The organism is Aeromonas sp. 160P (genome assembly GCF_055193095.1).
In genome coordinates, this window is the sequence record NZ_JBUXKV010000001.1 from 4,315,513 (window position 1) to 4,340,963 (window position 25,451).

Annotated in this window: 20 protein-coding genes and 1 pseudogene; 15 read left to right on the forward strand and 6 right to left on the reverse strand. The window is 60.1% G+C overall.

Annotation, left to right across the window (positions count from 1 at the left end; genetic code table 11):
- Positions 1–616: 616 nt before the first annotated feature.
- From ACY8FN_RS19970 to ACY8FN_RS19990, 5 genes are all read left to right on the forward strand, one after another.
- Positions 617–1,642: an ABC transporter permease subunit gene (locus ACY8FN_RS19970; protein ID WP_101321189.1), complete on the forward strand. Its 1,026-nt coding sequence runs from the start codon at positions 617–619 to the stop codon at positions 1,640–1,642.
- Positions 1,643–1,858: 216 nt separating this feature from the next.
- Positions 1,859–2,902 (forward strand): ABC transporter permease, encoded by a 1,044-nt coding sequence (locus ACY8FN_RS19975; RefSeq protein ID WP_463100999.1) that lies wholly within the window; start codon positions 1,859–1,861, stop codon positions 2,900–2,902.
- A 147-nt stretch (positions 2,903–3,049) separates the two neighbouring features.
- Positions 3,050–4,867, forward strand: coding sequence for an extracellular solute-binding protein (locus tag ACY8FN_RS19980; protein ID WP_463101000.1), 1,818 nt, complete (start codon positions 3,050–3,052; stop codon positions 4,865–4,867).
- A 31-nt stretch (positions 4,868–4,898) separates the two neighbouring features.
- Positions 4,899–6,020, forward strand: a complete 1,122-nt coding sequence (locus ACY8FN_RS19985; RefSeq protein ID WP_463101001.1) for an ABC transporter ATP-binding protein — start codon at positions 4,899–4,901, stop codon at positions 6,018–6,020.
- Between the two features lie 127 nt (positions 6,021–6,147).
- On the forward strand, positions 6,148–7,194 hold the full coding sequence (locus tag ACY8FN_RS19990) for an ABC transporter ATP-binding protein (RefSeq protein ID WP_463101002.1): 1,047 nt from the start codon (positions 6,148–6,150) through the stop codon (positions 7,192–7,194).
- A 101-nt stretch (positions 7,195–7,295) separates the two neighbouring features.
- On the opposite strand, the pseudogene ACY8FN_RS19995 reads toward ACY8FN_RS19990, so the two are convergent.
- Positions 7,296–7,412: pseudogene (locus ACY8FN_RS19995) on the reverse strand (YitT family protein); the annotation flags it as partial.
- 79 nt (positions 7,413–7,491) lie between these two features.
- Between ACY8FN_RS19995 and ACY8FN_RS20000 the strand changes: the two are divergent.
- Positions 7,492–8,283 carry a substrate-binding periplasmic protein gene (locus ACY8FN_RS20000; RefSeq protein ID WP_101321196.1) on the forward strand — a complete coding sequence of 264 codons (792 nt, stop codon included), beginning with the start codon at positions 7,492–7,494 and terminating at the stop codon, positions 8,281–8,283.
- Between the two features lie 11 nt (positions 8,284–8,294).
- On the opposite strand, the gene ACY8FN_RS20005 is transcribed toward ACY8FN_RS20000, so the two are convergent.
- A complete protein-coding gene (locus tag ACY8FN_RS20005) occupies positions 8,295–8,906 on the reverse strand; it encodes a YitT family protein (RefSeq protein WP_005349421.1) in 612 nt (203 codons plus the stop codon).
- 243 nt (positions 8,907–9,149) lie between these two features.
- On the opposite strand from ACY8FN_RS20005, the gene ACY8FN_RS20010 reads away from it, so the two are divergent.
- The 5 genes from ACY8FN_RS20010 to mtnN all read left to right on the forward strand — a co-directional run bounded on the left by ACY8FN_RS20010 (position 9,150) and on the right by mtnN (position 14,023).
- Entirely contained in the window at positions 9,150–10,529 is a 1,380-nt protein-coding gene (locus ACY8FN_RS20010; RefSeq protein WP_463101003.1) for a UDP-glucose dehydrogenase family protein, read from the forward strand.
- Positions 10,526–11,539 carry an NAD-dependent epimerase gene (locus tag ACY8FN_RS20015; RefSeq protein ID WP_463101004.1) on the forward strand — a complete coding sequence of 338 codons (1,014 nt, stop codon included), beginning with the start codon at positions 10,526–10,528 and terminating at the stop codon, positions 11,537–11,539. The genes ACY8FN_RS20010 and ACY8FN_RS20015 overlap by 4 nt, the downstream gene beginning before the upstream one ends.
- Before the next feature lie 322 nt (positions 11,540–11,861).
- On the forward strand, positions 11,862–12,050 hold the full coding sequence (locus ACY8FN_RS20020; RefSeq protein ID WP_463101005.1) for a hypothetical protein: 189 nt from the start codon (positions 11,862–11,864) through the stop codon (positions 12,048–12,050).
- A 155-nt stretch (positions 12,051–12,205) separates the two neighbouring features.
- Positions 12,206–13,057 (forward strand): lytic transglycosylase domain-containing protein, encoded by an 852-nt coding sequence (locus ACY8FN_RS20025; RefSeq protein ID WP_463101006.1) that lies wholly within the window; start codon positions 12,206–12,208, stop codon positions 13,055–13,057.
- A gap of 129 nt (positions 13,058–13,186) precedes the next feature.
- Positions 13,187–14,023 carry a 5'-methylthioadenosine/S-adenosylhomocysteine nucleosidase gene (gene mtnN, locus ACY8FN_RS20030; protein ID WP_101321205.1) on the forward strand — a complete coding sequence of 279 codons (837 nt, stop codon included), beginning with the start codon at positions 13,187–13,189 and terminating at the stop codon, positions 14,021–14,023.
- A gap of 107 nt (positions 14,024–14,130) precedes the next feature.
- Here the strand turns inward: mtnN and ACY8FN_RS20035 are convergent, their stop codons facing one another.
- Together ACY8FN_RS20035 and ACY8FN_RS20040 are read right to left on the reverse strand one after the other, a co-directional pair.
- Positions 14,131–14,637, reverse strand: a complete 507-nt coding sequence (locus tag ACY8FN_RS20035) for a YgjV family protein (RefSeq protein WP_198559691.1) — start codon at positions 14,635–14,637, stop codon at positions 14,131–14,133.
- 57 nt (positions 14,638–14,694) lie between these two features.
- Complete coding sequence (locus ACY8FN_RS20040; protein WP_101321207.1) at positions 14,695–15,270, reverse strand: Crp/Fnr family transcriptional regulator; 576 nt, start codon at positions 15,268–15,270, stop codon at positions 14,695–14,697.
- Between the two features lie 243 nt (positions 15,271–15,513).
- On the opposite strand from ACY8FN_RS20040, the gene ettA reads away from it, so the two are divergent.
- From ettA to glnE, 4 genes are all read left to right on the forward strand, one after another.
- Positions 15,514–17,181, forward strand: a complete 1,668-nt coding sequence (ettA, locus tag ACY8FN_RS20045; RefSeq protein WP_042018107.1) for an energy-dependent translational throttle protein EttA — start codon at positions 15,514–15,516, stop codon at positions 17,179–17,181.
- 93 nt (positions 17,182–17,274) lie between these two features.
- A complete protein-coding gene (locus ACY8FN_RS20050; protein ID WP_463101007.1) occupies positions 17,275–17,604 on the forward strand; it encodes a hypothetical protein in 330 nt (109 codons plus the stop codon).
- A 297-nt stretch (positions 17,605–17,901) separates the two neighbouring features.
- Complete coding sequence (locus ACY8FN_RS20055; RefSeq protein WP_463101008.1) at positions 17,902–19,245, forward strand: NCS2 family permease; 1,344 nt, start codon at positions 17,902–17,904, stop codon at positions 19,243–19,245.
- A gap of 190 nt (positions 19,246–19,435) precedes the next feature.
- A complete protein-coding gene (gene glnE / locus ACY8FN_RS20060) occupies positions 19,436–22,333 on the forward strand; it encodes a bifunctional [glutamate--ammonia ligase]-adenylyl-L-tyrosine phosphorylase/[glutamate--ammonia-ligase] adenylyltransferase (protein ID WP_463101009.1) in 2,898 nt (965 codons plus the stop codon).
- An 80-nt stretch (positions 22,334–22,413) separates the two neighbouring features.
- Here glnE and ACY8FN_RS20065 read toward each other — a convergent pair whose 3' ends face one another.
- Entirely contained in the window at positions 22,414–23,148 is a 735-nt protein-coding gene (locus ACY8FN_RS20065) for an SDR family oxidoreductase (protein ID WP_101321215.1), read from the reverse strand.
- A gap of 82 nt (positions 23,149–23,230) precedes the next feature.
- Positions 23,231–25,441 carry a glycoside hydrolase gene (locus ACY8FN_RS20070; protein ID WP_463101010.1) on the reverse strand — a complete coding sequence of 737 codons (2,211 nt, stop codon included), beginning with the start codon at positions 25,439–25,441 and terminating at the stop codon, positions 23,231–23,233.
- Between the last annotated feature and the right edge of the window lie 10 nt (positions 25,442–25,451).

Below are 25,451 nucleotides of genomic sequence, written 5' to 3' on the forward strand. Positions count from 1 at the left end.
GCGTAGAATAAGCGGAGTGTATTAATTTTTACCGGCATAATTAGTGAATAGCTCTGCCAAAAACAACCAATGCAATGTGAAAACATTGTTAATGAATGTAAATGGCGCTGAATTAAAAGTTGATGAACTTATTAGTTGGTGTACTGTCCGCTTATATCTTATTTCGGTTTATCGGCCTTAATAAGAATAAAACACTAACTTCATGATGATTGAACCTGACCGACTGATGGGGATGATAGATAAAACCATCGAGATGATATCGTTTTCCCCATTTTCAGCTACACCAACAAAAACCTATAAATTCAATTACATAAACAAAAAGCAGACTTTTAAAAACAGCTGTTTATATTTTTTCAAATTATGTTGAGTAGTAGCGTTTTGTTTTGATTTTCACTTTTCAGATAAAAAACATCATTTTTCTGCGTTTTTGGTCTCAGCGGGTCATTTGTCCCAGTTTTCCATTTCCTTGTACTTGATTTTTGTTGCAGAGCTTTTACAGTGGCCAGGCTGATTGTCTGCTGTTTGGCAACCAATCCAGCGCGTAATGCCAGGAAGGATAGGCCCGTCACCGGATTTGACTGGTCGCAAAAAAGAACAACAAGGACGAGGTTCCACCATGCTGTCGTATTTCCTACGCCGGATGCTTCTTATCATCCCGACGTTTCTCGGTATCACCCTGCTCGTCTTCACCATCACCCGTTTCGTGCCGGGCGGGCCGGTCGAACGTATGCTGCTGCAGGCCCAGGTGTCCCAGAATGAATCTGGCCGATCCAGCGGCAGCAAGGGGGCGCAGGCGCTCTCCGATGAACAGATCGAGGAACTAAAGGCCTTCTATGGCCTCGACAAACCGATGCTGGTCGCCTATTGGGAGTGGCTGCAAAAACTGGCGGTGCTGGATCTTGGCGAATCGACCCGCTACTACGAACCGGTATGGGATCTCATCAAGGACAAGCTCCCCGTCACCGCCTTCTTCGGGCTGGCTACCTTTGTGCTGAGCTATGCGGTCTCCATCCCGCTCGGGGTGGCGAAAGCGCTCAGGCACAACAGCCGCTTCGACTCGTTAAGCTCCATGCTCATCTACATGGCCTATGCCCTGCCCGCCTACGTGGTGGGGATCTTCCTCATCACCGTCTTCGCCTTCCATCTGGAGTGGCTGCCCATGGGCGGTTTTCCGGGGGATGATTTTGAGTACATGGAGAGCAGCTGGGATCAGATCCGCACCGTCTTTGCCCACGCCCTGCTGCCGCTCATCGCTTATGCCATCGGGGATTTCGCCATCCTCACCATGACCATGAAAAACAGCCTGATGGAGAACCTGTCGGCAGATTATGTGCGTACCGCCGTGGCCAAGGGATTGCCGTTTCGCAAGGCGGTCACCGACCACGCCATGCGCAACAGCCTGATCCCCATCGCCAGCCACTTGGGGTCTGTGCTCACCGTCTTCTTCGGCGGCTCCTTCCTCATCGAGACCATCTTCAACATCGACGGCATAGGCCTGCTCGGTTACGAGGCGATCGTCGAGCGGGATTACCCCACCGTCATGGGCATTCTGGCCATCACCTCCATGCTGATGCTGATAGGTAATATCGTCTCCGATATCTGTGTCGCCCTTGTCGATCCCCGCGTACGGTTTGGAGAGTGACCATGAACCAAACCTCTCTTGCCATGCCGATGCTGATATCACGCCATATCGTCTCCGATATCTGCGTTGCACCTTCTGTTGCCCCCCGCGTACGGTTTGGAGAGTGACCATGAACCAGAGCCCTCTTGCCATGCCGATGCTGATATCACGCCATATCGTCTCTGATATCTGCGTTGCACCTCCTGTTGATCCGCGCGTACGGTTTGGAGACTGACCATGAAGCTCAATCCGGTTACCTTGAAAAAACTCAAGCGCTTCAAGTCGATCAAGCGCGGTTACTACTCCTTCATCATATTCGCCACCCTGGTGCTGCTCTCCCTGCTGGCGGAGCTGCTGGTCAACAGCCGGGCGCTGATGGTGAGCTATCAGGGCCAGCTGCACTTCCCCACCTATGGCGATGTGATCCCCGGTCAGCAGTTCGGACTCGATTACGAGTACGAAACCAACTACCGCCAGCTCAAGGCCAAATTTGCCGCAGAGGGCAAGGGCGACTGGGTGCTGCTGCCGCCGGTGCCCTGGAACCCCTACGAGCAGGATTTCAAAGAGGATGCCTACCCGCCCTACGCCCCCAGCGCGGCTGAGCGCCACTTCCTCGGCACCGACACCAGCGGCCGCGATGTGCTGGCGCGGCTGGTCTACGGCTTTCGCATCGCCATCGGCTTTGCCTTTATCGCGCTGGCGGCCAGTTACGCCATCGGGGTCACCATCGGCTGCCTGATGGGCTTTCTTGGCGGCCGCTTTGACCTCATCCTGCAACGCTTTATCGAGATCTGGTCCCAAGTGCCGTTTCTCTACGTCATCATGATCCTGGTGTCGCTGGCCAAGCCCAACTTTGGCCTGTTTGTTGGCATCAACGTGCTGTTCGGCTGGATGGGCATCACCTGGTATATGCGTACCCTCACCTACAAGGAGCGGGCGCGGGACTATGTGATGGCGGCGCGGGCGCAAGGGGCCACCACCAAGCGGATCATCTTCAACCATATCCTGCCCAACACCCTGATGATGATCGTCACCCTGGCGCCATTCGCCGTGGTGGGCAATATCTCCACCCTAACGGCCCTCGACTATCTGGGCTTCGGGCTGGCGCCGCCAACCCCGAGCTGGGGCGAGCTGCTCTCCCAGGGCATCAACAATCTGGATGCCATCTGGATCGTCAGCTCGGTGGTGGCGGCGGTGAGTCTGGTGCTGATCATGGTCTCCTTTATCGGCGAGGCGATCCGCGAGGCGTTCGATCCGCGCAAATTTACCCGTTACCAATAAGCCAGCCGGTGCCAGTGCATCGGCAGGCGTCGGTTAACCAACAGTTTAATGAAGGACGGGCCGCCGCCATCGGCGGTCCCGGGAGCAAGGGATAATCCCGTTATCAATCAAGACCCCCGGTGCAGGGGCCAGACCTGGAAGTCAAACATGAAAAATAAAATCAAATGGATAGGTGCTCTCTTTGTGCTGGTGAACGGATCCTGGGTGTGGGCGGCCAGCCTGCCCGCAGATCTCAAATGGGAGACCAACGACACGGATCCGGTGTTCGCCTCCCCCAAGGCGCTGCCGGGCGGTAGCCTCAATATGTTTGTCGACAGCTTTCCGCTGACGTTTCGCACCGTGGGGCCAGATTCCAACGGATCGTTTCGCTCCTTCATTCTCGATAACCAGCTGCGGCTTATCAGCTTTCACCCCAATACAGGCAACCCCATCCCCTCGCTGGCGACCCACTGGGCCATCGCGCCAGACAGCCAGACCGTCTACTTCAAGCTGGATCCGCGCGCCAAATGGTCGGATGGCAAGCCGGTCAATGCCGACGACTACACCTTCGGCTACCAGATGATGCGATCAAAAGACATCAAGGGGCCCTGGTTCAACAACTACTACACCACTGAAGTGGTAGCGGTAGAGAAGATCGACGACCACACCATTCTGGTCAAAGCAGGCAACCGCAAGGCCAAGCTGGATCTGCTCAACACCACCGAGCTGTGGCCACAGCCCAAGCACTACTACAAGCTGACCCCCAACTGGGTGAAGCAGTACAACTGGGCCGTGGTGCCCACTACCGGTCCCTACGTGATCAGCAACGTCAAGAAGGGCAAGTCGGTCACCTTCAGCAAACAGAAGGATTGGTGGGCAAAGAGTGATCGCTACAACCAGCACAGATTCAACATCGACACCATCAAGGTGCAGGTGATCCGCGACCACAACATCGCCTTCCGGCACTTCCTGAAAGGGGAGATCGATGCCTTCGAGATGATCCTCCCCAACTGGTGGCATGAAAAAGCGGTCACCCCGGAGTACAAAAAAGGCTACGTGCAGAAGGTGATGGCCATGACCGACACCAAACAGGGCGGTCAGGGGGTTCACCTCAATGTGGCCAACCCCAAGCTGGCGGATGTGAACATGCGGCTCGGCATCCAGCACGCCTTCAACATCGACAAGATGATCGAAACCGTGCTGCGCGGCGACTACGACAGAGCCACCACCTTTGGCTCGGGCTTTGGCGAGTTCACCGATATCACGTTGCCGGAGCGGGCTTACGATATCGCCAAGGCGCGGGAGTACTTTGCCAAGGGCGGCTACAACAAGCCGGGGCCGGACGGCATCTTGCAAAATGAGAAGGGGGAGCGGCTGACGCTGGCGCTCACCTACACCAGTCAGGAGCACTCCAAGCGACTGACAGTGCTCAGGGAAGAAGCCAAGAAAGCGGGTCTGGATCTGGAGCTTAACCTGGTGGATGGCGCCACCGGCTTCAAAGTGATGCTGGAGAAAAAACACGAAGCGGCCTGGCTCGGCTGGGGTGGCGGTGGTCTCTATCCGCAATATTGGGAGTCGTTCCACTCCGCCAACGCCAACAAACCGCAGACCAACAACCTGTTCAACGTGGCTGACAAGGAGCTGGACGCGCTGATCGATGCCTACAACGTCGAATTCGACACGGCCAAGCGAGCCACGCTCTCACAGCAGATCCAGCAGCGTATCTATGATCTCGCCATCTTCGTGCCCGGGGTGCAGCTCAACTATGTGCGGGCCAGCAGCTGGCGTTATGTGATGCTGCCGGAGGTGCCTGCCACCAAGAACACGCCGGATCTGCTCTACTGGCCGATGGATGGTTATCCTCACAGTAGTGGCGGTCTGCTCTGGCTCGATCCCAAGGTGAAGGAAGAGACCCGCAACGCCAAGGAAGCAGGGGAAGCGATAGCGCCCATCAACCTGCTCGACAAGACCTATGCACGTCATTGATATTCAGGCCATTGCGAAGGGAGCAGCGGTTATGCCCAACACCCAGGCCCCCATTCTTGACGTACCGGATAACGGGGGGGAGTTCGCCGCTGATAACGGCCAGCACCAGGCCTCGATCCTCGACGTACCGGATAACGGGGGGAAGTTCGCCGCTGATAACGGCCAGCACCAGACCCCGATCCTCGAAGTGCGCGATCTCGAGGTGGAGTTCAGCGTCGACGACGGCAAGATCAAGGTGCTCGACGGGGTCAGCTTCAAGGTGGCCCCGGGTCAGACGCTGGGGATCGTCGGCGAGTCCGGCTGTGGCAAGAGTGTCACCTCGCTCGCCATCATGGGGCTCTTGCCCAAACCCCACGGTCAGGTGGTAGCCGGCTCCATCCGCTTTCAGGGGGAGGAGCTGCTGTCGCTTGCGCCGGATCAGATGTACAAGGTGCGCGGCAACCGCATCTCGATGATCTTTCAGGAGCCGATGACGGCCCTCAACCCGGTGCAGACGGTGGGGGAACAGCTGATGGAGGTGTTTCGCCTCCACCGCCCCGAGTATGACAAGGCCCAGCGCAAAGCCGCGGCCATCGCCATGCTGCAGAAGGTGGGTATCCCGGAACCGGCCCAGCGCTTTGCGGTCTATCCCCACAACCTCTCCGGCGGTATGCGCCAGCGGGTGATGATCGCCATGGCGCTCTCCTGCGAGCCAGACCTGCTGATCTGTGACGAGCCGACCACGGCATTGGATGTCACCATTCAGGCCCAGATCCTCGAACTGATGAAAGAGCTGCAGGCCCAGACCGGGATGGCCATCATCTTTATTACCCACGATCTGGGGGTGGTGGCGGAGCTGTGCGACGAAGTGGTGGTGATGTACGCCGGGCGGGCGGTAGAGCAGGCCGACGTGTTCGAGCTGTTTGATCACCCCCGTCACCCCTATACCCACGGCTTGATGAGCTCGATCCCGCGTCTTGAGGATGAGCCCAAGAGCCTGCTCAAGACCATCAAGGGACAGGTGCCAGCCCTGCACGAAATGCCCGCTGGCTGCCGCTTCTCCAACCGCTGCCCCCACGCGACCGATCTCTGTATCAGCGCCATTCCGGCGGTGGAGCAGCTAAACCCGCGCCACCATGTTGCATGCCACTATTGGCAGGAGTTGACCGTATGAACGCGCTTGCTCGGGTCATAAATGTGCGACCGCTATTCTGGGGCAATCAGGCAGCATTGCCCATGGTGCAGCTCAATCCCCCTCATTCAACACGTGTCGCCTGTCACTACTGGAAGGAGTTGACCGTATGAGCACTCTGTTATCGGTCAGGGATCTGAAACAGCACTTCCGGCTGGGAGGCGGGTTCCTGCGCAAGCAATATACGGTTCACGCGGTGGATGGCATCAGCTTCGACCTGAAACAGGGGGAGACGCTGGGGCTGGTGGGTGAGTCAGGCTGCGGCAAATCCACCCTCGGGCGCAGCCTGCTCAAGCTATTCGAGCCGACCGCGGGCACCATCACCTTCGAGGGGCGCGATATCACCGCCCTCAGCCCGAAGGAGATGCGCTCCCTGCGCCAAGAGATGCAGATGGTGTTTCAGGACCCTGCAGAATCCCTCAACAGCCGTCACACCGTGGGCCAGATTTTGGAGGAGCCCTTTATCATCCACGGAAAAGGCAACACTGAGCAGCGGCGCGGCTGGGTGCAGGAGCTGCTGGCAAAAGTGGGTCTGCCGGGCAGCGCGGTGGATCGCTACCCCCACGAGTTTTCCGGCGGTCAGCGCCAGCGCATCGGCATCGCCCGCGCCATCGCCCTCAAGCCCAAGCTGCTGGTGTGCGACGAGGCGGTCTCGGCCCTCGATGTCTCGGTGCAGTCGCAGATCGTCAACCTGCTGCTCAGCCTGCAGCGGGAGATGAATCTCTCCATCATCTTCATCGCCCACGATCTGTCGGTGGTCAAACACATCTCGGATCGCATCGCGGTGATGTATCTGGGACGGATCGTCGAACTGGCGGATGCCCAGTCGCTCTATCTGGCGCCGCGCCATCCCTATACCCAAGCGTTGATCTCCGCCATTCCGGTGCCGGATCCGCGCAAGCGCAGCCAGCGCATTCTGCTGACCGGCGATGTGCCCTCCCCCATCTCGCCGCCAAGCGGCTGCCACTTCCACCAGCGCTGCCCCTATGCCACCGAGCTGTGCAAGAGCAAGGCACCAAGGCTTGAGGTGTGCGACGAGGCCCATCATCAGGTGGCCTGCCACACCCCGCTCGCCGTCGGCAGTCACGCCATCAGCGGCAGTTCCATCAGTGGCAACGCTATGAGCGGCGGCAACAGGCTGGAGCAGGCGAGCTAGGCGCAGCGAACAAGCATCAGGGTAGAAACAGACGAGGCGGCCATCAGGCCGCCTCGTGCTATCGGGTCACTCTTCTCTTATCGCGTCACGGCGGCCGCTCGTCAGGCAATCTGGTAGCGGCCCGGCTTGTGGTTGAGTGTCAACACCAGATTACAGATAACCGCCGCCACGATGGATAACGCCAAAATCCAGGGCTGCACCACGAAGAAGAAGGCAAGCTTGGTGCTAAATCAGAAGTTATAAAACCGCAGCCGCACTGCCATACTCATCCCATGACCAAAACACGCGGGGATTCAGATGCTCAGGCTCATTGCGATATTGGCACTCATAGTCAGCCTGGCTCCGAATGCAAAACCTCTGCGATTCGTAGTACAACAATTCCCCCCTTACACTTTTACTGACAAAAACAATAACATCACCGGCGCATATACCGAGATGGTGAAAGCTGCCTGCAAGGAGTGGCCTGACGGGTGCGACATTATTCAGTTGCCCAATCTGCGAGCTCGCAAGATGCTGCAAAAAGGCCTGGTTGATGGCATGTTTCCCTTGTCCAAAAACCCGGAACGTAGCCAAGAACTCTGGTTTAGCCGCCCACTGAGTCGTACTGCTTGGGGATTTTTTTCCCATACAGATAATCCACAAACCGACCTGACCTTCAAGGCGCTTTCCGGTGCGAGTGTCGGCGTCACTCAAAATTCATTCAGCGAATACTTGCTGTTAAAGCTTGATAAGCAACTCCAGTTGCAGGGCGCAAAACCGTTGCAAATTGACGCTAACGTCACCGACTCGATGCGCAGTCTGGAAAAATTGCGGCGAAACTCACGCTACCAGTTCTATTTTTCCAATGTCGATGTGGCCCTTCACTATATGGAGCAAAGCGGCAATCACCAGCTCAAGTTATTGAAAATCAGTCACGTTGGTAACTACTACATAGCGTTCAACAAGCAGATGGTTAACCAGGACCAGCTGATGGCATTTAACAAGATCCTGGAGCGACTGGAAAATGAGGGCGTTTTGCTTACTTATAGAGTGCGTTGGGGCATATCCTCGCCACGTAAAGATGAGGATCTGCACTCCCTGTTCCACTGATATAAAGCCCGTCAGGCGATCTGGTAGCGGCCCGGCTTGTGGTTGAGTGTCAACACCAGATTACAGATGACCGCCGCCACGATGGAGAGCGCCAGGATCCAAGGCTGAACCACGAAAAATGAGGCGACAACAATGGCGCAATCGAGCCCCATTTGCAGCTTGCCTGCCCGGATGCCAAAGCGATCCTGAATAAAGAGCGCCAGAATGTTGAAGCCCCCCAGACTCGACTTGTGGCGAAACATGATGAGCAGCCCCATACCGATCAGGGTACCGCCGATCAGCGCCGCATAGAGTGGCTCTATCTTGCCGATCTGCAGCACGCCGTTGAGGTGATCGGTCATGTAGGAGACCGCTGCCACCGAGACGAAGGTGTTGAAGGTAAAACGTGGCCCCATCCGCAGCCATGCCAGCGCATAGAAGGGCAGGTTGATGCCGAAAAACAGCAGGCCGAAGCTGATGCCGGTCACTTTTTGCAGCAACAGCGCCAGCCCGGCGGTACCGCCAGTGAGCAGGCCAACCTGATGAAACAGAAAGATGCCGAGGGAAACAAAGCCGGCCGCCGTCAGCAGGGCCAGCACATCCTCATAAATAGGATGGGCAGTGCGAATCGAGGTGTTGTCCATAACCTGTATCCAAGCGAAGTAAAGAGAGAGTGTCTGTCGCCTGCCGTTGCGGGCGGGCTGCGAGCCCTGTCCACAGGGCTTCGTTATGGGGTCCAGTCTATTTTTTGTGAAAAGGATCACAACAGTCGGGCTGAACGCCCCATTCTGGTGCCTGTCATCTGGCATTGACACTCGCTGCACCAAGATGCAGCATGCCGCGGTTTAACCGCGCCATCACCCCATTCACTGCACGAGGCACTTTTCATGAAGGTCACCATTTTTGGCACAGGCTATGTCGGGCTGGTGCAGGCCGCCGTTCTGGCCGAGGTGGGCCATCAGGTCTGCTGCGTGGATGTGGATGATGAGCGGATCGCCGCCCTCAGGCAGGGGCAGATCCCCTTCTATGAGCCAGGGCTGACCCCGCTGGTCGAGAGCCATCTGGCCAGCGGCCGCCTGAGCTTTACGGTCGATCCCGCCATTGGCGTGGCACACGCCGATCTGCTGCTGATCGCCGTAGGAACCCCCGCTGACGAGGATGGCTCGGCCGATCTGCAACATGTGCTGGCGGTGGCCGATACCATAGGCCGACTGATGAGCCGCCCCAAGCTGGTGGTGACCAAGAGCACTGTGCCGGTCGGCACAACGCAGCAAGTACGAGAGCACATTGAGCAGCAGTTGGCCGCCCGTGGACTAACCCTCGCCTGCGAGGTGGCGGCCAACCCAGAGTTTCTCAAGGAGGGGGCGGCGGTCAACGACTGCATGCGGCCGGATCGCATCATCATCGGCTGTGACAGCGAGCGGGCGCTTGAGCAGTTGCGCGCCCTCTATGCCCCCTTCAACCGCAATCACGACCGGATCGTGGTGATGGACCTGCGCAGCGCCGAGCTCACCAAATACGCCGCCAACGCCATGCTGGCCACCAAGATCTCCTTTATGAACGAGATGGCGGCCCTCGCCGAGCAGCTGGGGGCCGATATCGAGGCGGTGCGCCAAGGGATGGGGGCCGATCCTCGCATCGGCTACCACTTTATCTACCCGGGCTGCGGCTACGGCGGCTCCTGCTTCCCCAAGGATATCAAGTCGTTGCGCCATACTGCGGCGAGTGTCGGCTGCGACGCCCCGCTGCTGGCGGCGGTCGAGCAGGTCAACCAGCGCCAGCAACAGAAGATGGCGCAAACCCTGCTGACCCGCTTCGGGCCGGATCTGCGTGGCCGCACCTTCGCCCTGTGGGGGCTGGCGTTCAAACCCGGCACCGACGACATACGCGATGCGCCGAGTCGCCCGCTGCTGGCCGCCATCTGGGCTGCCGGTGGCAGGGTGCAGGCCTTTGATCCCAAGGCGATGGAGCGTGCCCATGAGCTTTACGGCCAGCGGCCGGATCTGCTGCTCTGCCCCACTCAGGAAGCAGCACTGGAAGGGGCCGATGCCCTGTTGATCTGCACCGAGTGGCAGGCGTTTCGTGCCCCCGATTTCCAGCAGTTGAAGGCCTTGCTCAAGCAGCCCGCCATCATCGATGGCCGCAACCTCTATGACCCGCGCCAGCTCAGCGAGCTCGGGTTTGACTATCACGCCATCGGGCGGCCACATCTACCTGCCAAAAAGCGGCCCGCCCACGCGAACTGCAACCCGGAGACCCAACCATGATCTATCTGGTCACCGGTGTCGCCGGTTTTATCGGTTTTCATGTAGCCAGCCAGCTGTGCGCCGCAGGCCATCAGGTGGTGGGGATCGACAACCTCAACGACTACTACGAGGTGAGCCTCAAAGAGGCGCGGCTGGCAAAGCTGGCCAGTTTCCCCCATTTTCGCTTCGAGCGGCTGGATCTGGCGGATCGCGAGGCGATGGCAGCCCTGTTTGCCAGCCACCACTTCGAGCGGGTGATCCATCTGGGGGCGCAGGCGGGGGTGCGCTACTCCATCGACAATCCGTTCGCCTATGCCGACAGCAATCTCACCGGCATGCTGACGGTGCTGGAAGGGTGTCGTCACCACGGTATCCAGCATCTGATCTACGCCTCTTCCAGCTCGGTCTATGGCATGGGGGATCAGATGCCCTATTCCACCGCGCAGCAGGTGGATCACCCCGTCTCCCTCTACGCCGCCACCAAGAAGAGCGGCGAGTTGATGGCCCACGCCTATTCGGCGCTCTATGGCCTGCCCACCACCGGGCTGCGCTTCTTTACCGTCTACGGCCCCTGGGGTCGCCCCGATATGGCCATCATCAAATTCACTCGCGCCATTCTGGCGGGGGAGCCCATCGAGGTGTACAACCACGGCGATCTCAGCCGCGACTTCACCTACATAGATGACATAGTCGCGGGGATCCTCGCCGTGGCCGACCAGCCGCCCAGCGCCAATCCCGATTGGCAGGCCAGCGAACAGAACCCGGCCGAGAGCGCCGTCCCCTACCGCATCCTCAATATCGGCAACGGCCAGCCGGTACGGCTGCTCGATTTTATCAAGGCGCTGGAAGAGGCCATCGGCCAGCCCGCCATCAAGCGGATGCTGCCGATGCAGGCGGGCGACATGCACGCCACCTGGGCCGACAGCGAGCCGCTGCATACCCTTACCGGCCTGCGCCCCGCCACGCCCCTCAAGCAGGGGGTCGCCGAGTTTGTCCGCTGGTATCTCGACTACTACCGGCCTGCCCCCTGACGAGATCAGGGCCGCCCCTCGGTCATTGATGGGTTAATCCGATATCACTGTCGTGCCATGGGTTTTAGGATGGCTGAACGCACTGGCAGCATGGGTTTGCGGGGTGATTGGATGTAGTGAACAGGGGGCGAACAGCGACACCGGATGATTCGATCACCCACTTCAATAACCCGCCCAACGAGCCGAAATGACGACGACAAGTGTGATAACACCACGGATCGGCAGCGGCGCCGCGCGATATACTCGCCTCGCGCTACTCGGGAGCGACACCGGGCAAGCGGTCCGTGGCCACGAAACAGCCCCATGACCACAAGGAGCCACAATGATCCGAACCCTGCTTTTGACCGGCGCCGCCATCGCGGCCTATGCCCTGCTACAGAGCCATACCCTGCTGCCACTGCTCAGCCTGCTGACTTTGCTCTCGCTCTGGGTCGTGAGCGAAGTTGGCCAATTCTATCGTGACCTCTCCGATGCCAACACAGATGAACAGGAGTACCACCACCACTTCTAAGGGACCGAAAAACCTCGATAAACGGCTCCTTTGCCATTAGTTCCATACCGTTTTGATCTCTGAAATCTCCGGGCTATAACAACAGGATCCACTGGGTTCGTGGCGATAGCAGCCATGTTCCTCTATATCTTCTGTACTCAAACAGGAGATAACCCATGCGGGACATCAGCGAAAACGGACTGTTTTTGCTGCTTTTTTTGTCGTTGTTACTGGCAGGTACGCCGCGGGCGATGGCACAAGGCAGGGATTTCAGACAGGCCCCCAAAGCGCTGACGGCGCTCAAGCAGGGCCAGAACGCCCAACACAGCGGCAACCTGCAAAAGGCCATCGCTCTCTACTGTGTCGCCGCCAGCACCGGCAACCCTGAAGGGTATTTCCGGATCGGTCGCCTGCTCGCCACCGGCCCCACCTCGCTTCGCAGCGCCAAACTGGCCAACAGCTACCTCGCCATGGCGATGCGCCTTGGCAACCAGCAGGCCGCCCGTTACTACAATGCCCGCATCGGCAATGCGCCAATGGGGGATCAGTGCGGCATCGGGATCCGTGGCGGTCAGGGTGGCTATCTGGCTCAGATCCCCGCCACCCCCTTCAATGTCGACTCCTGGGTTGCCCGCCAGCCACCCGCCAAACAGAAGCTGGTCTCCATGCTGCGCCACGCCGCCAAGCACCACAAGGTGGATGCCCGGCTGGTGCTGGCGATTGCCATCGCCGAATCCAACCTCAACAGCCGCGCCGTTTCACCGAAGAATGCCCAGGGACTGATGCAGCTTATTCCCGAGACCCAGCAGCGGTTCGGGGTAACCCGACCGTTTGATCCGGCCCAGAACATCAAGGGCGGCGTCACCTATCTCAAGTGGCTCGATCGCCGCTTCGATGGCGACTGGGTGCTGATCTCGGCGGCCTACAACGCAGGGGAAAAAGCGGTGGAGCGCTATGGCGGGATCCCGCCCTATGACGAAACCCAGCAGTATGTGAAACGGGTGCTCTATTTCGCCGGCCACAAGTAACCCTGATGCAGTTATCCCTACCGGGGGAGCCAGACAAATCGCTCTAATCACAAACTGATTAATAAAATTGCGCAATCGTTTTCCTGCGAGTAGAATCCGGCGCTTTCCCGTAGCCCTGACAGGTAAAACATGAATTTCTTTAAATCCTTGGCGTGTCTGATCGCTCTGGTAAGCGCACCGCTATTTGCCGCCAACACGCCAAACACCCCTGCCGCGCCCATCCTGATCCAGGGGGCCATGGAGGTGGAAGTGGACACCATGATCGCCGCCCTGCAAGAGAAGCAGGAGCTGACTGTCGGCGCATGGACATTCTGGCAGGGCACGCTGGCGGGCTATCCGGTGGTTATCTCCCGCACTGAAGTGGGTCTGGCCAATGCGGCGGCAGCCACCACGCTGGCTATCGAACGCTTCAAGCCGCGCCTCATCATCAATCAGGGCACCTCAGGCGGTCATGATCCGGCGCTCCATCGCGGCGACATCGTCATCGGTACCAAGAGCTTCAACATGGGGGCCTATCGCAGTGACTTTACCCCGGCAGATCAAGGGATTGACTCGCGTAAATGGCACAACTTCGATGTGACCATGCGGCTGCGCGACAACGGCAAGCTGGTAGAACACACCTCGTTTGCGGGCGACCCCGAGCTGGTTGGCCGCGCCCTGGGTATGGCTGACCGTTATCAGCACGGTCGCGTGGTGGCAGGCATCATCGGCACTGCCGATGAGTGGAACCGCCAAGTGGCGCGTATCAACTGGCTGCACCAGACCTACAACACCGCCACAGAGGAGATGGAAACCTCTTCTGCCGCACTGGTCGCCGAAGCCTACAAGGTCCCCTTTGTCGGGATCCGGGTGCTCTCCAACACCGACCTCCATGGCGAGGAGTTCGATCCGCAGACCGCTATCCACTGCCAGCAATTCGTCATCGACTACACCAACGCCCTGATCAACAGCTTTAACAAGGCTTGATAGTGCCAGAGAGGCCGCCGCAATGGCGGCCTCTCTGTCTGGTCACCCCACCCGCCCAACCAGAGCGCAATCCTCCAGATACCTCTCAAATCAGTCAGCAACGATCATCAACAGACAGCCACCTTGCGCCCGTAGTGGCGGTAGTAACCCACCAGATTGCTGACCAGAAACAGCCCCTCCATCAGTGCCGCCACCGGTGAGCCCACCAACAGGTTGTTGGCCAGCCAGCAGAGGGTACCGAGCAGCATCCAGCGCCGCAGCAGGCGATCGTCGGGACAAAAAGCGGCCCGGGTTTGCAGCAGGCTGCCCAACAGGCCCAGCAGCGCCAGCGGCCCCTGATAGGTCGCCAGCACGGCCGCACAGGCCAACCCCATGAAAAACCACATCAAGATGCTGCGAACCAGCCAGATGCTGACCAGAAAGCGCACGCTGGCCAACAGCAACAGGCTGGCGGCTGACCACTGCCCGAGCAGGGCAAAGTGACCAGCATTGAGCACGCAGGAGAGGGCCAGACAGGCCAATATCCCCCGACGATCCCGCAATTGAAAAGAGGCCAGGTCAAGCAGCAGCGCCACACTCACCACCAGTTGCGACCACAGAAACAGCGACATCATCCACACCTCATCCTTCGTTTGGATGGCGCAGCATGAAGTGGCAACCAGCAGACGGCATTAACCCGTGTTAATGCGGCGGCGGATCCGCGACAGGGTGACCGGGCTGATACCGATGTAATTGGAGAGCTGCACCTGAGTGAGCCGCGCGGGCCAGTGAGGGAAGGTGTGGCAGAGCTCCCGATAGCGCTCCTCGGGGGAGTGGAGCAGCAAAAAAGCCTCCTTGCGCTCCTTGTAACCAAGCTGCTGGCGCAACAGGGCCATGCAGACTGGCTGCCAGACGGGCTCGTCGAGCAGGGCGAGCGGCACCCGCACCACTTGCAGTTCCGTCAGCGCCTCCAGCTGATAGCGAGCTGGCGACCCCGTGAGCCAGCTGTCATAGAGCAGGCAAAGCTCCCCTTCGAAGTAGAACTCCTTGCAGCGCTCCTGGCCATCCCGGGTGTAGTGGCAGGCACGGGCGATGCCCGCTTCGATATAAAACGCCGAATCCTGCTCCGCCCCTTGCGCCAACAGCGCCTGACCGGCGCGCAACATCAGCCGTGGCAAGCGCAGGCAGAGGGATGCGCTCAGGGCGGCATCCAATCCCATGGCACTGAGAAAGGCGGCCAGAGTGGGTGCCTGAGGGGATGGGGTCATGATGGCTCCAGGACAAAACAGCAGGCCACATCATGCCAAGATTGTCCGGCTGATGCAGCAAGACGTGACCGCGGCGGCAAAGGGGAGCGCCAACCGGGCGCCACCTTTGCCCACCCCTGTCCATTGGTTTACAATCGACGGGTTTTTTGGAACCGGGTTGACGGCGTGTCGACCTGGCCCCACCACGACATCAGTCTGTTAGTGCCAAGACATTAACCTGCTGAAAAGGAAGAGAATTAGCCAATGGCTCAATTTATTTACACCATGAACAGGGTTGGCAAGGTTGTGCCGCCCAAGCGTCATATCCTCAAGAACATCTCCTTGAGCTTCTTCCCGGGCGCCAAGATCGGCGTACTGGGTCTCAACGGTGCCGGTAAGTCCACCCTGCTGCGCATCATGGCGGGCATCGACACCGATATTGAAGGGGAAGCCCGTCCGCAACCCGGCATCAAGATCGGCTACCTGCCCCAGGAGCCCAAGCTGGATCCGGAGCAGACCGTGCGCGAAGCGGTCGAAGAGGCGATCGGCGAGGTGAAGCGCGCCATGGCCCGTCTCGACGAGGTCTATGCGGCCTACGCCGATCCGGATGCGGATTTTGACAAACTGGCCCGCGAACAGGGCGAGCTGGAAGCCATCATCCAGGCTCAGGGTGGCCATAACATGGAAAACCAGCTGGAGCGTGCGGCCGATGCCCTGCGCCTGCCAGCCTGGGACGCCAAGATCCAGCACCTCTCCGGTGGTGAGCGCCGCCGTGTGGCACTGTGCCGTCTGCTGCTGGAAAAGCCGGACATGCTGCTGCTGGACGAACCGACCAACCACCTGGATGCGGAATCCGTGGCCTGGCTGGAGCGCTTCCTGCACGACTACGAAGGCACTGTGGTCGCCATCACCCACGACCGTTACTTCCTCGACAACGTAGCGGGCTGGATCCTGGAGCTGGACCGCGGCGAGGGTATCCCGTGGGAAGGCAACTACTCCTCCTGGCTGGAGCAGAAGGACGCCCGTCTGGCGCAGGAAGCAAGTTCCGAAGCGGCCCGTCGCAAGTCCATCGAGAAAGAGCTGGAGTGGGTGCGTCAAAACCCGAAAGGGCGTCAGGCCAAGTCCAAGGCCCGTATGGCTCGCTTCGAAGAGCTCAACACCAACGACTACCAGAAGCGCAACGAGACCAACGAGCTGTTCATTCCGCCCGGACCGCGCCTCGGTGACAAGGTGCTGGAAGTGGCCAACCTGCGCAAATCCTACGGTGATCGGGTGCTGATCGACGATCTGTCGTTTGCCATTCCGAAAGGTGCCATCGTCGGCATCATCGGCCCGAACGGTGCCGGTAAATCGACCCTGTTCCGCATGATGTCAGGTCAGGAGCAGCCGGATTCCGGCGCCATCACCCTGGGTGAAACCGTGGTGCTGGCTTCCGTGGATCAGTTCCGCGACAGCATGGATGACAAGAAGACGGTATTCGAAGAGGTCGCTGACGGTCAGGATATCCTGCGCATCGGCAACTACGAGTTCCCGAGCCGGGCCTATATCGGCCGCTTCAACTTCAAGGGTTCCGACCAGCAGAAGCGGGTTGGCGAGCTCTCCGGTGGTGAACGTGGTCGTCTGCATCTGGCCAAGCTGCTGCAGACCGGCGGCAACGTACTGCTGCTGGATGAACCGACCAACGATCTGGATATCGAAACCCTGCGCGCCCTCGAGAACGCCCTGCTGGAGTTCCCGGGTTGCGCCATGGTCATCTCCCACGACCGCTGGTTCCTCGACCGTATCGCCACTCACATTCTGGATTATCAGGACGAGGGCAATATTGCCTTCTTCGAAGGTAACTTTACCGAATACGAAGAGTGGAAGAAGAAGACCTACGGCGCCGAGGCTATCCAGCCCCACCGTGCGAAGTACAAACGCATCACCAAATAAGGCTGACTGCGTCACAAGGGGAGCTTCGGCTCCCCTTTCTATTTCCTTTTAGCTTACAATCCAAGACGGATGCCTTTGCATGGATGTAGCACGATGACGACCCCAATAGAGAAAAAACTGACCATCCAGATCCGGGTTGAACCGGGTTGCCTCGGGCCGGATGGCAAGGAGCACATAGAGACCTTCTGTGCCGCTGCCGCCAAGATTTTTGCCGCCGTGGAGCCCGAACTGGTGAGCTGGATACTGATCCCCCGCTACGACAAGCAACTGCCGGAGCAGGAGTTCTTTATCGAGGGGCGCAAGCTGACCGGGGAGCAGGCCAGCCTGTTTCTGCGCCGCGTCGGGCGGGAGCTGGGTGAGGTACAAGACCGGCTCGACTCTGTGCTGGCCCAGCTGGTGGAGCGTTACTTCAAAACCCTCTGATCCCCGGCCTTGGCTTTCGATATCAAATTCTCGATAGCAAGTTGGCGATAAAAGGTTCTCTGGTGAGAACCTTTTTTGTTGCTCATAAAGCAAACGTTTTAATTTTTGCCCTATTCATTGATCTGCCTCGCAGATCCAGGGTTTGTAAACGAGGCGGCCTGTGTGAAAATGTGCGCGCTGTCACGGTATCAGGACGGGTCTGGTTACTTAACCACCAGAAACAGGGCAATTTACCCCGCATGGATGGGATAGCCCGTTCCCCTGCTGCTTATTTCACGTCATCTATTGGAATCCAACATGAATCAACAACACCAAGCTGCCAATCAGGCCGCCGGGCAAGGATTGCTTGAGCGCCTGTTTGCTCTGAAGGGCCATGGCACCAATGCCCGCACCGAGGTCATCGCCGGGTGCACCACCTTCCTGACCATGGTCTACATAGTGTTCGTCAACCCGCAGATCCTCTCTGCGGCGGGCATGGACACCCAGGCGGTGTTCGTCACTACCTGCCTGATCGCCGGTATCGGCAGCATCCTGATGGGGCTGTTGGCCAACCTGCCCATCGCCCTGGCCCCCGCCATGGGCCTCAACGCCTTCTTCGCCTTCGTGGTGGTCGCGGGTATGGGTTACTCCTGGCAAGTGGGCATGGGCACCATCTTCTGGGGTGCCATGGGTCTGTTGATCCTCACCCTGCTGCGGGTACGCTACTGGCTGATCGGCAACATCCCGCTCACCCTGCGGGTCGGCATCACCGCCGGTATCGGTCTGCTGATCGCCCTGCTCGGCCTGCACAACGCAGGGATCGTGGTGGCCAGCCCGGCCACCATGGTGACCGTGGGCAACCTCACCTCCCTGCCCTGCCTGCTGGGGCTGCTTGGCTTCTTTATCATCTGTATCTTCTCCGCCCGTGGCGTTCACTCTGCGGTACTGATCGCCATCGTGGTGACCACGGGTCTGGGCTGGCTGTTTGGCGATGTCTCCTTCAAGGGCTTCGTCTCCATGCCCCCCAGCATAGAGCCGGTGTTCGGCCAGCTAGATCTGATGGGCTCGCTGGATATCAGCCTCGCCGGGATCATCTTCTCCTTCATGCTGGTCAACCTGTTCGACTCTTCCGGCACCCTGATTGGCGTCACCAACCGCGCCAAGCTGGCCGATGATCGTGGCCACTTCCCGCGCATGAAGCAGGCGCTTCTGGTGGATAGCGTGAGCTCGGTCGGCGGCGCTTTCATGGGCACCTCCTCGGTTACCGCCTTTATCGAGAGCAGCTCCGGCGTCGCCGTCGGCGGTCGCACCGGCCTCACCGCTATCGTGGCTGGCGTCCTGTTCCTGCTGGCGATCTTCTTCTCCCCGGTTGCCGCCATGGTGCCGGCCTATGCCGCCGCTGGCGCCCTCATCTATGTGGGCGTGCTGATGTGCTCCGAGCTGACCCGGGTCAAGTGGGAAGATTTGACCGAAGCGGTACCGGCCTTCATGACCGCGGTGATGATGCCGTTCAGCTTCTCCATCACCGAGGGGATCGCCATCGGTTTTATCTCCTACTGCGTGATGAAGGCAGGCACTGGCCGCTGGCGCGAGATCAACCCCTGCGTGCTGGTGGTTGCCCTGCTGTTCGTGCTCAAGTTCGTCTGGGTCGACAGCCACTAAGCTGCTGTTCCACCAATACAATGGGCCTCCGATATCGGGGGCCCATTTTTGTGGCCAACATCCGGCTTCCTTCCCCTGCGCTGTGACGCGGGGGCCTGACAGTGCTAGATTGGCAGCCACCATTTTGAACCGGCAGTTTCGTTAACCCCGTGTCGTTAACCACCTGTCGTGAACCACAAGGACGGCAACCGTGGCCCAGCATTTTGCTTCTCCCTCAACATCAATCTCCCCATCTATCACCGCTTTCCCGCCCTTGCTGCAAGATCAGGCCGAGCGCCAGTGGCAGCGGCTGGTCGAGCTGGCCCCTGACTATGGCGACCTGTCCGAGCCGGTTCGCCAGACCCTGATGACCTTGCTTGGCCTCTCCGATTTTGTCGCCGATTCCCTCTTCAAACAGCCCGAATTGCTGACCGAGCTGCTCGCCTCCGGGGAACTGGAGCGGGCCGAGCGCTGGCCCGCCTACCAGTGCGATCTGACCACATTGCTCGCCGAGGTGAGTGATGAAGAGGCGCTCAAGCGCATCCTGCGCCAGTTCCGCCGCAGCCGCATGCTGGTGATCGCCTGGCGCGAGCTACTGGGCCATTCCGCGGTGGAAGAGAGCTTTATCCATCTCACCAAGCTGGCGGATGCCCTGATCTGCTCCGCCCGCGACTGGCTCTACGCCAAACAGTGCAGCGAGCTGGGCACCCCGATGGATGGCGACGGCAACCCGCAGCCGCTGCTCATCCTCGGCATGGGCAAGTTGGGCGGTGGCGAGCTCAATTTCTCATCGGATATCGACCTTATCTTCACCTTCCCCGAGAATGGCTACACGGTTGGCGGGCGGCGCGAGCTGGCCAACCAGCAGTTCTTTATCAAGCTGGGCCAGCGCATCATCAACGCCCTCCACCAGCCCACCCAGGATGGTCAGGTGTTCCGGGTCGATATGCGCTTACGCCCCTTTGGCGATGCGGGGCCACTCGCCATCTCCTTTGCCGCCATGGAGGATTACTACCAGCACCACGGTCGCAACTGGGAACGCTACGCCATGGTCAAGGCGCGGGTACTGGGGCCCCAATGCGAACACGCAGTGGAACTGGCCGAGATGCTGCGCCCCTTCGTGTTTCGCCGCTATATCGACTTTGGCGTTATCGACGGCCTGCGCCAGATGAAGGCGATGATCGCCGCCGAGGTGCGCCGCAAGGGGCTGGAGGGCAACATCAAGCTGGGGGCTGGCGGTATTCGCGAGGTGGAGTTTATCGCCCAGGCGCTGCAACTTATTCGCGGCGGCCGTGAACCTGCGCTGCGGGTGCGCCACCTGCCCGAAGCGCTGGCCGCCATCGCCCAATGTGGCGCCCTCGAATCCGCCCATTGCGACCGCTTGCTGACGGCCTATCGTTTCCTGCGCCGGGTCGAAAACATCTTGCAGGAGATCGGCGATCAGCAGACCCAGACCCTGCCCACCGAGGCGCGGGATCGCCAGCGGCTGATCGCTGCCCTCGGCTTTGCTGACTGGGGCGCCTTTATGGCTCATCTGGACGAGGAGATGGCCGCCGTCCATCAGGAGTTCGCCGCCGTGGTGGGGGAAGAGAAAGAGGCCCCCGCCCATCTCGAGCAACTCTGGCTCGATCTGTGGCGCACCGAGCTCGACGCCGCCGAGCTGGAAAAACTGCTGACCGCGCAGGGGGTGGCCGAGCCCGCCCCGCTCTGCACCGCCCTGCTGCGTTTCAAGGAGGAGTACAAACGCCGTCAGGTGGGGCCGCAGGGGCGCATCGCGCTGGACTGGCTGATGCCGGAGCTGCTGCGACTGGTGGTGGCAAGCCGTGAGCCCGCCCGCTTGTTCGAGCGGGTGTGCGAGTTGCTGACTCGCATCTTCACCCGCAGCGCCTATCTGCAACTGCTGGCGGAGAACCCGGGCGCCCTGCGCCAGCTGGTGCGGCTGTGCGACGCCAGCCATCTGGTGAGCGAACAGCTGGCCCGCTACCCCATTTTGCTCGATGAGCTGCTCGATCCCCAGCACCTCTACCACCCCACCCCGCTCGACCAGTACAAGCCCCAGCTGCGCCAGTTCCTGCTGCGCATCCCCGAAGAGGACGTGGAGCAGCAGATGGAGGCGCTGCGTCAGTTCAAGCAGGTGCAGCTGCTGCGCATCGTGGCGGCCGACATCGCTGGCGCCCTGCCGCTGATGAAGGTGAGCGACCACCTCACTTGGCTGGCGGAGGCGATCACCGAGGAGGTGGTCAATCAGGCGTGGGCCCAGATGAGCGAGCGCTACGGGGTGCCGCCCGAGGTGGCTGTGAGCGGCCAGCGGGGCTTTGCGGTGGTGGCCTACGGCAAGCTGGGTGGCATCGAGCTCGGTTACGGCTCGGATCTCGATCTGGTGTTCCTGCACGGCGGCGACCCCAACAGCTACACAGACGGGCGCAAACCCATCGACAGCCGCCAGTTCTACCTGCGCCTGGCCCAGCGGATCCTGCACCTGTTCAGCACCCGCACTCCCTCCGGGATCCTCTACGAGATCGATATGCGGCTGCGCCCCTCCGGCGACTCGGGGCTGCTGGTCTCGTCCCTGTCGGCCTATGAGCAGTACCAGCAAAAAGAAGCCTGGACCTGGGAGCATCAGGCGCTGGTGCGGGCCCGCCCCATCTATGGCGATGATGCGATCAAAGCCGAATTTGCCCGCATCCGCCGCGATGTGCTGGCCAAAGTGCGGGAACTGCCGACCCTGGCCCGCGAGGTGCGCGAGATGCGCCACAAGATGCGGGATCACCTGCTCAAAGCGGGCGCTGGGGAGTTCGACCTCAAGCAATCCGCCGGTGGCATGGTGGATATCGAATTTATCGCCCAGTATCTGGTGCTGGCCTACGCAGCTAGCGAACCGGATGCCCTCACCCGCTGGACCGATAACGTGCGCATCTTCGATGAGTGCGTGATGGCGGGGGTATTGACGCTGGAGCAGGCTGAGGGGCTCAAGCACGCCTATCTGGAGATCCGCAACCTCGGCCATCGCCTCAACCTCTCGGAGATCTCCCGCAAGGTGAACGACGATCAGCTGCAAAACGAACGCAGCCATGTGCTGGCGGTCTGGCAACAACAGCTGGGGGAGTAAGGTAAAGCACCGCAGGATCAACGAGAAAGGGGCGCTTGGGCGCCCCTTCTTCATCCAGATATAAGCGGTAGCATTAAGCGCTATCGCCCCCCGGCAAGATCGATAAAGGTGCCGGTGGCGTAGGAGGCTTCATCCGACAGCAGCCAGGCAATGGCGGCGGCCACCTCGGCTGGTTGACCGCCCCGCTGCAGCGGGATCTGGTTTTTCACCCTCTCCACTCGGTCGGGTTCACCACCGTCGGCATGCATCTCTGTGTAGATAAAGCCAGGGCGTACCCCGTTGACCCGGATCCCCTGCGCCGCCACCTCCAGCGACAAGCCCTTGGTCAGCACGTCTATGGCCCCCTTGGAGGCGGCATAGTCCACGTATTCACCCGCCGAGCCCAGACGAGCGGCAGCCGAGGAGACATTGACGATGGCGCAACCCACCGTCATGCGGCGCACCGCCTCACGGCAGCAGAGAAAATAGCCGGTCACATTGGTGGTCAGTGTCTTGTTGATCCGCTCGGCGCTCATCTCCAGCACCTTCATCTGTGGCTGCAAGATGCCGGCGTTGTTGACCAGATGGGTGATCACCCCGAGTCGCTCGTCCATCTCCTCAAACAGATGCACCACCTCAGCCTCAATGCTGATATCCGCCTGCACGGATATACAGGAGACTGCAAAGTTAGCCTTGATCTCAGCCACCAGCGCATCGGCGGCCTGTCGGTCACATCGATAGTTAAGGCAGAGGTTATACCCCTGTCCCGCCAGATAGCGGGCAGTGGCAGCACCAATTCCTCTGCTACCTCCGGTGATCAGCACATTTTTGTTCATTTAGCATCCTTGTTATTCCACTATCAGTTTCACGATCGCTACCCGCCACGATAGTACGTACCCAAACCACCCAGATCCAACTTCAACGCGCACCATCAGCTTGCGAGACAAACTGCAGCTGCTTGCCATCGGGCAGCAGTGCCAGCACGCTCTGGGCAGCCAGCGTTATCCCTGCCAGCTCGGTGGCCGGGCCGAAGTTGGCTATCAGTCGAGTGCCATCGGCAAATTCGCTCTGCTGCACCTCTCCCTTCTTGTCGAGCCAGCGAAAACCGGTGAGGGGCTGGTTGTAGAGCCGTTGGTGCAGTGGGCGGAAGAAGGCATCGAGCCTCTTGAGGTAGGGAATGCGTGCACTGGCAGAATCCAGACTGAGGTTAAGCAGCGGCGGCACGTTGTAGAGCTGCTGCAACAGTTCGGTGACCTGACGGCTCTCCTTGAACTTGAGGCTGTCCACCGTCCAGTGGTGGGTGGTCACTATGCTGTCGTGAAAGACACTCTGGAACAGCGGCAACCGCAGCGCAGGATCGAAGTAGAGCGCCTGATACTCGGGCTTGAGGTGACTCTGGCGAAAGAAATATGCAGGTTGCGACTCGGGATACCAGGCCCCCAGATAGTAGGGAGATCGCTTGTTACTGCGCATATCAGGATCTCGCCAGCCAAAGCCGCTGGTCTGGGTGCCGTGGGCAAAGGCCGCAGTGCGGTTGGCCACTGCCCCACCCACCTCCGAGCCCACCAGGATCCCCTGACTCTTGGCAATCCACGCCATGCCATCTATCCGGTTTTGCGCATCCTGCGCCTGAGTGGTCAGTTTGGCCGGATCAAAGTCGTCAAACACCATGCCGGTCGCCGCCACATCGAGGAACCAGCTGTTGTAGTGGCTCGCCTGCTGCAACCAGGGCACGCGCTGCTCCATCACCGGCCGTACGCAGGCCTGATTGGTGTAGACGCCGCGGTTTTGAAAGCCGCTCTTGCGCTGGCCGTTCTCCTGCATGATGCCGCAGCGCAGGTAGATATCCTGCCCCATCTGGGCGGTGAGCCAGCTCTGCTGCTCATTACCATCGGGCAGGGCGGTGTCGTAGGAGTCATAAGGGGCGATGAGATAACCCGCCTGCTTGGCGAGTTCAATCCCCTGTGGCGCGGCAAAACCGGCGGTCCACTGGGGCAGCCCCAGCCAGAGCTTGGGCAATCCAGCCTGCTTGAGGGCATTGACCAATTTGCTGGAGCTGCCATCGCCCCAGCTTTCAGGCTGATTCAATGCCGGGCCCAACAACTCTCGAGCCAGTTCACGAGGGGCAATAAACGACTCGGGACGCTGCCCCGGATGGCGCTGGCGCAGCGCGACCTCCAGGCCTTGCAGTACCCGCTCCTGCAGATAACGATTACGGGCCAGATCGGGGGCCTGCAGCGCCAACTTGCTCTCCCCCTTGAGCCAGTCAGCGGGCATCAGGCGGCGCAGCGCGGACCAGCTCTTCACATCCTGTGGCACCAGCAGTCGCTCACCCCAGAGATAGAGGTGAGAGGCGCCGATCAGCCGCTTGCCATCCGGCACAGCTGCCAGCTTGCTCTCAAGCGACACCAGCTCGCCCCGCGCTTGCAGCCAGCTGCGATAGACCTTGGCCGCCGCCAGCCAGTCGTTGCCCGGTTGCAGCGACACCTCCACCTCATAGGGGTCGGCCTGATTAAGACGGTTGACGCTGTGGGTCGCGGTGATGGCTATGCCGTCCGGTTTGGGCGTAAAGGCAAGGCGGTTGTTGAAGGGGTTGGCAAAGAGGATCGCCAGCTGCTGATCCCCGTGATCCAGCCCCAGCAGCGGCAGGGTGAGATCCTCGGTGGTATTGATCCCCTGATACTCCTGCGCCAGCGCCTTGCGCCACGCGGGGTGAGTAGCCGGAATGCGAAAACCTTCGTGGATCGGCAGCATCAGCGCTTGCGCCCCTGCCGGTACTCGCGGCCATACCAGCTCGCCAACACTCGCGCGGCTCAGGGTGAGGATCAGCCGGTTGCCCTCGAGACGAGCCAAGGCTCGCACCTCGCCATCGGCGCGGGTCAGCCAGCTGGCACGCTCCCCCTCCTGCTGCAGGGCTGTGACCGGCTGGCGCGGGCCGGGGGAAGAGATGGCAAGGTGCTGGCCCGAGGGCAGCACAGCCTCGGCCGCCAGGGTGGCGGGATCCAGCTCGATACGCCACTGCTCGTTGGCAAGGGTCAGCGCCTCCGCAGGCAGTGAGAGCAGTGAGAACAGCGGCGCCAACAGCAGCAGCGGGCGGATCCGGCTCGCGAATTCGGGGAGAAGAGTCATGATCTGTGAT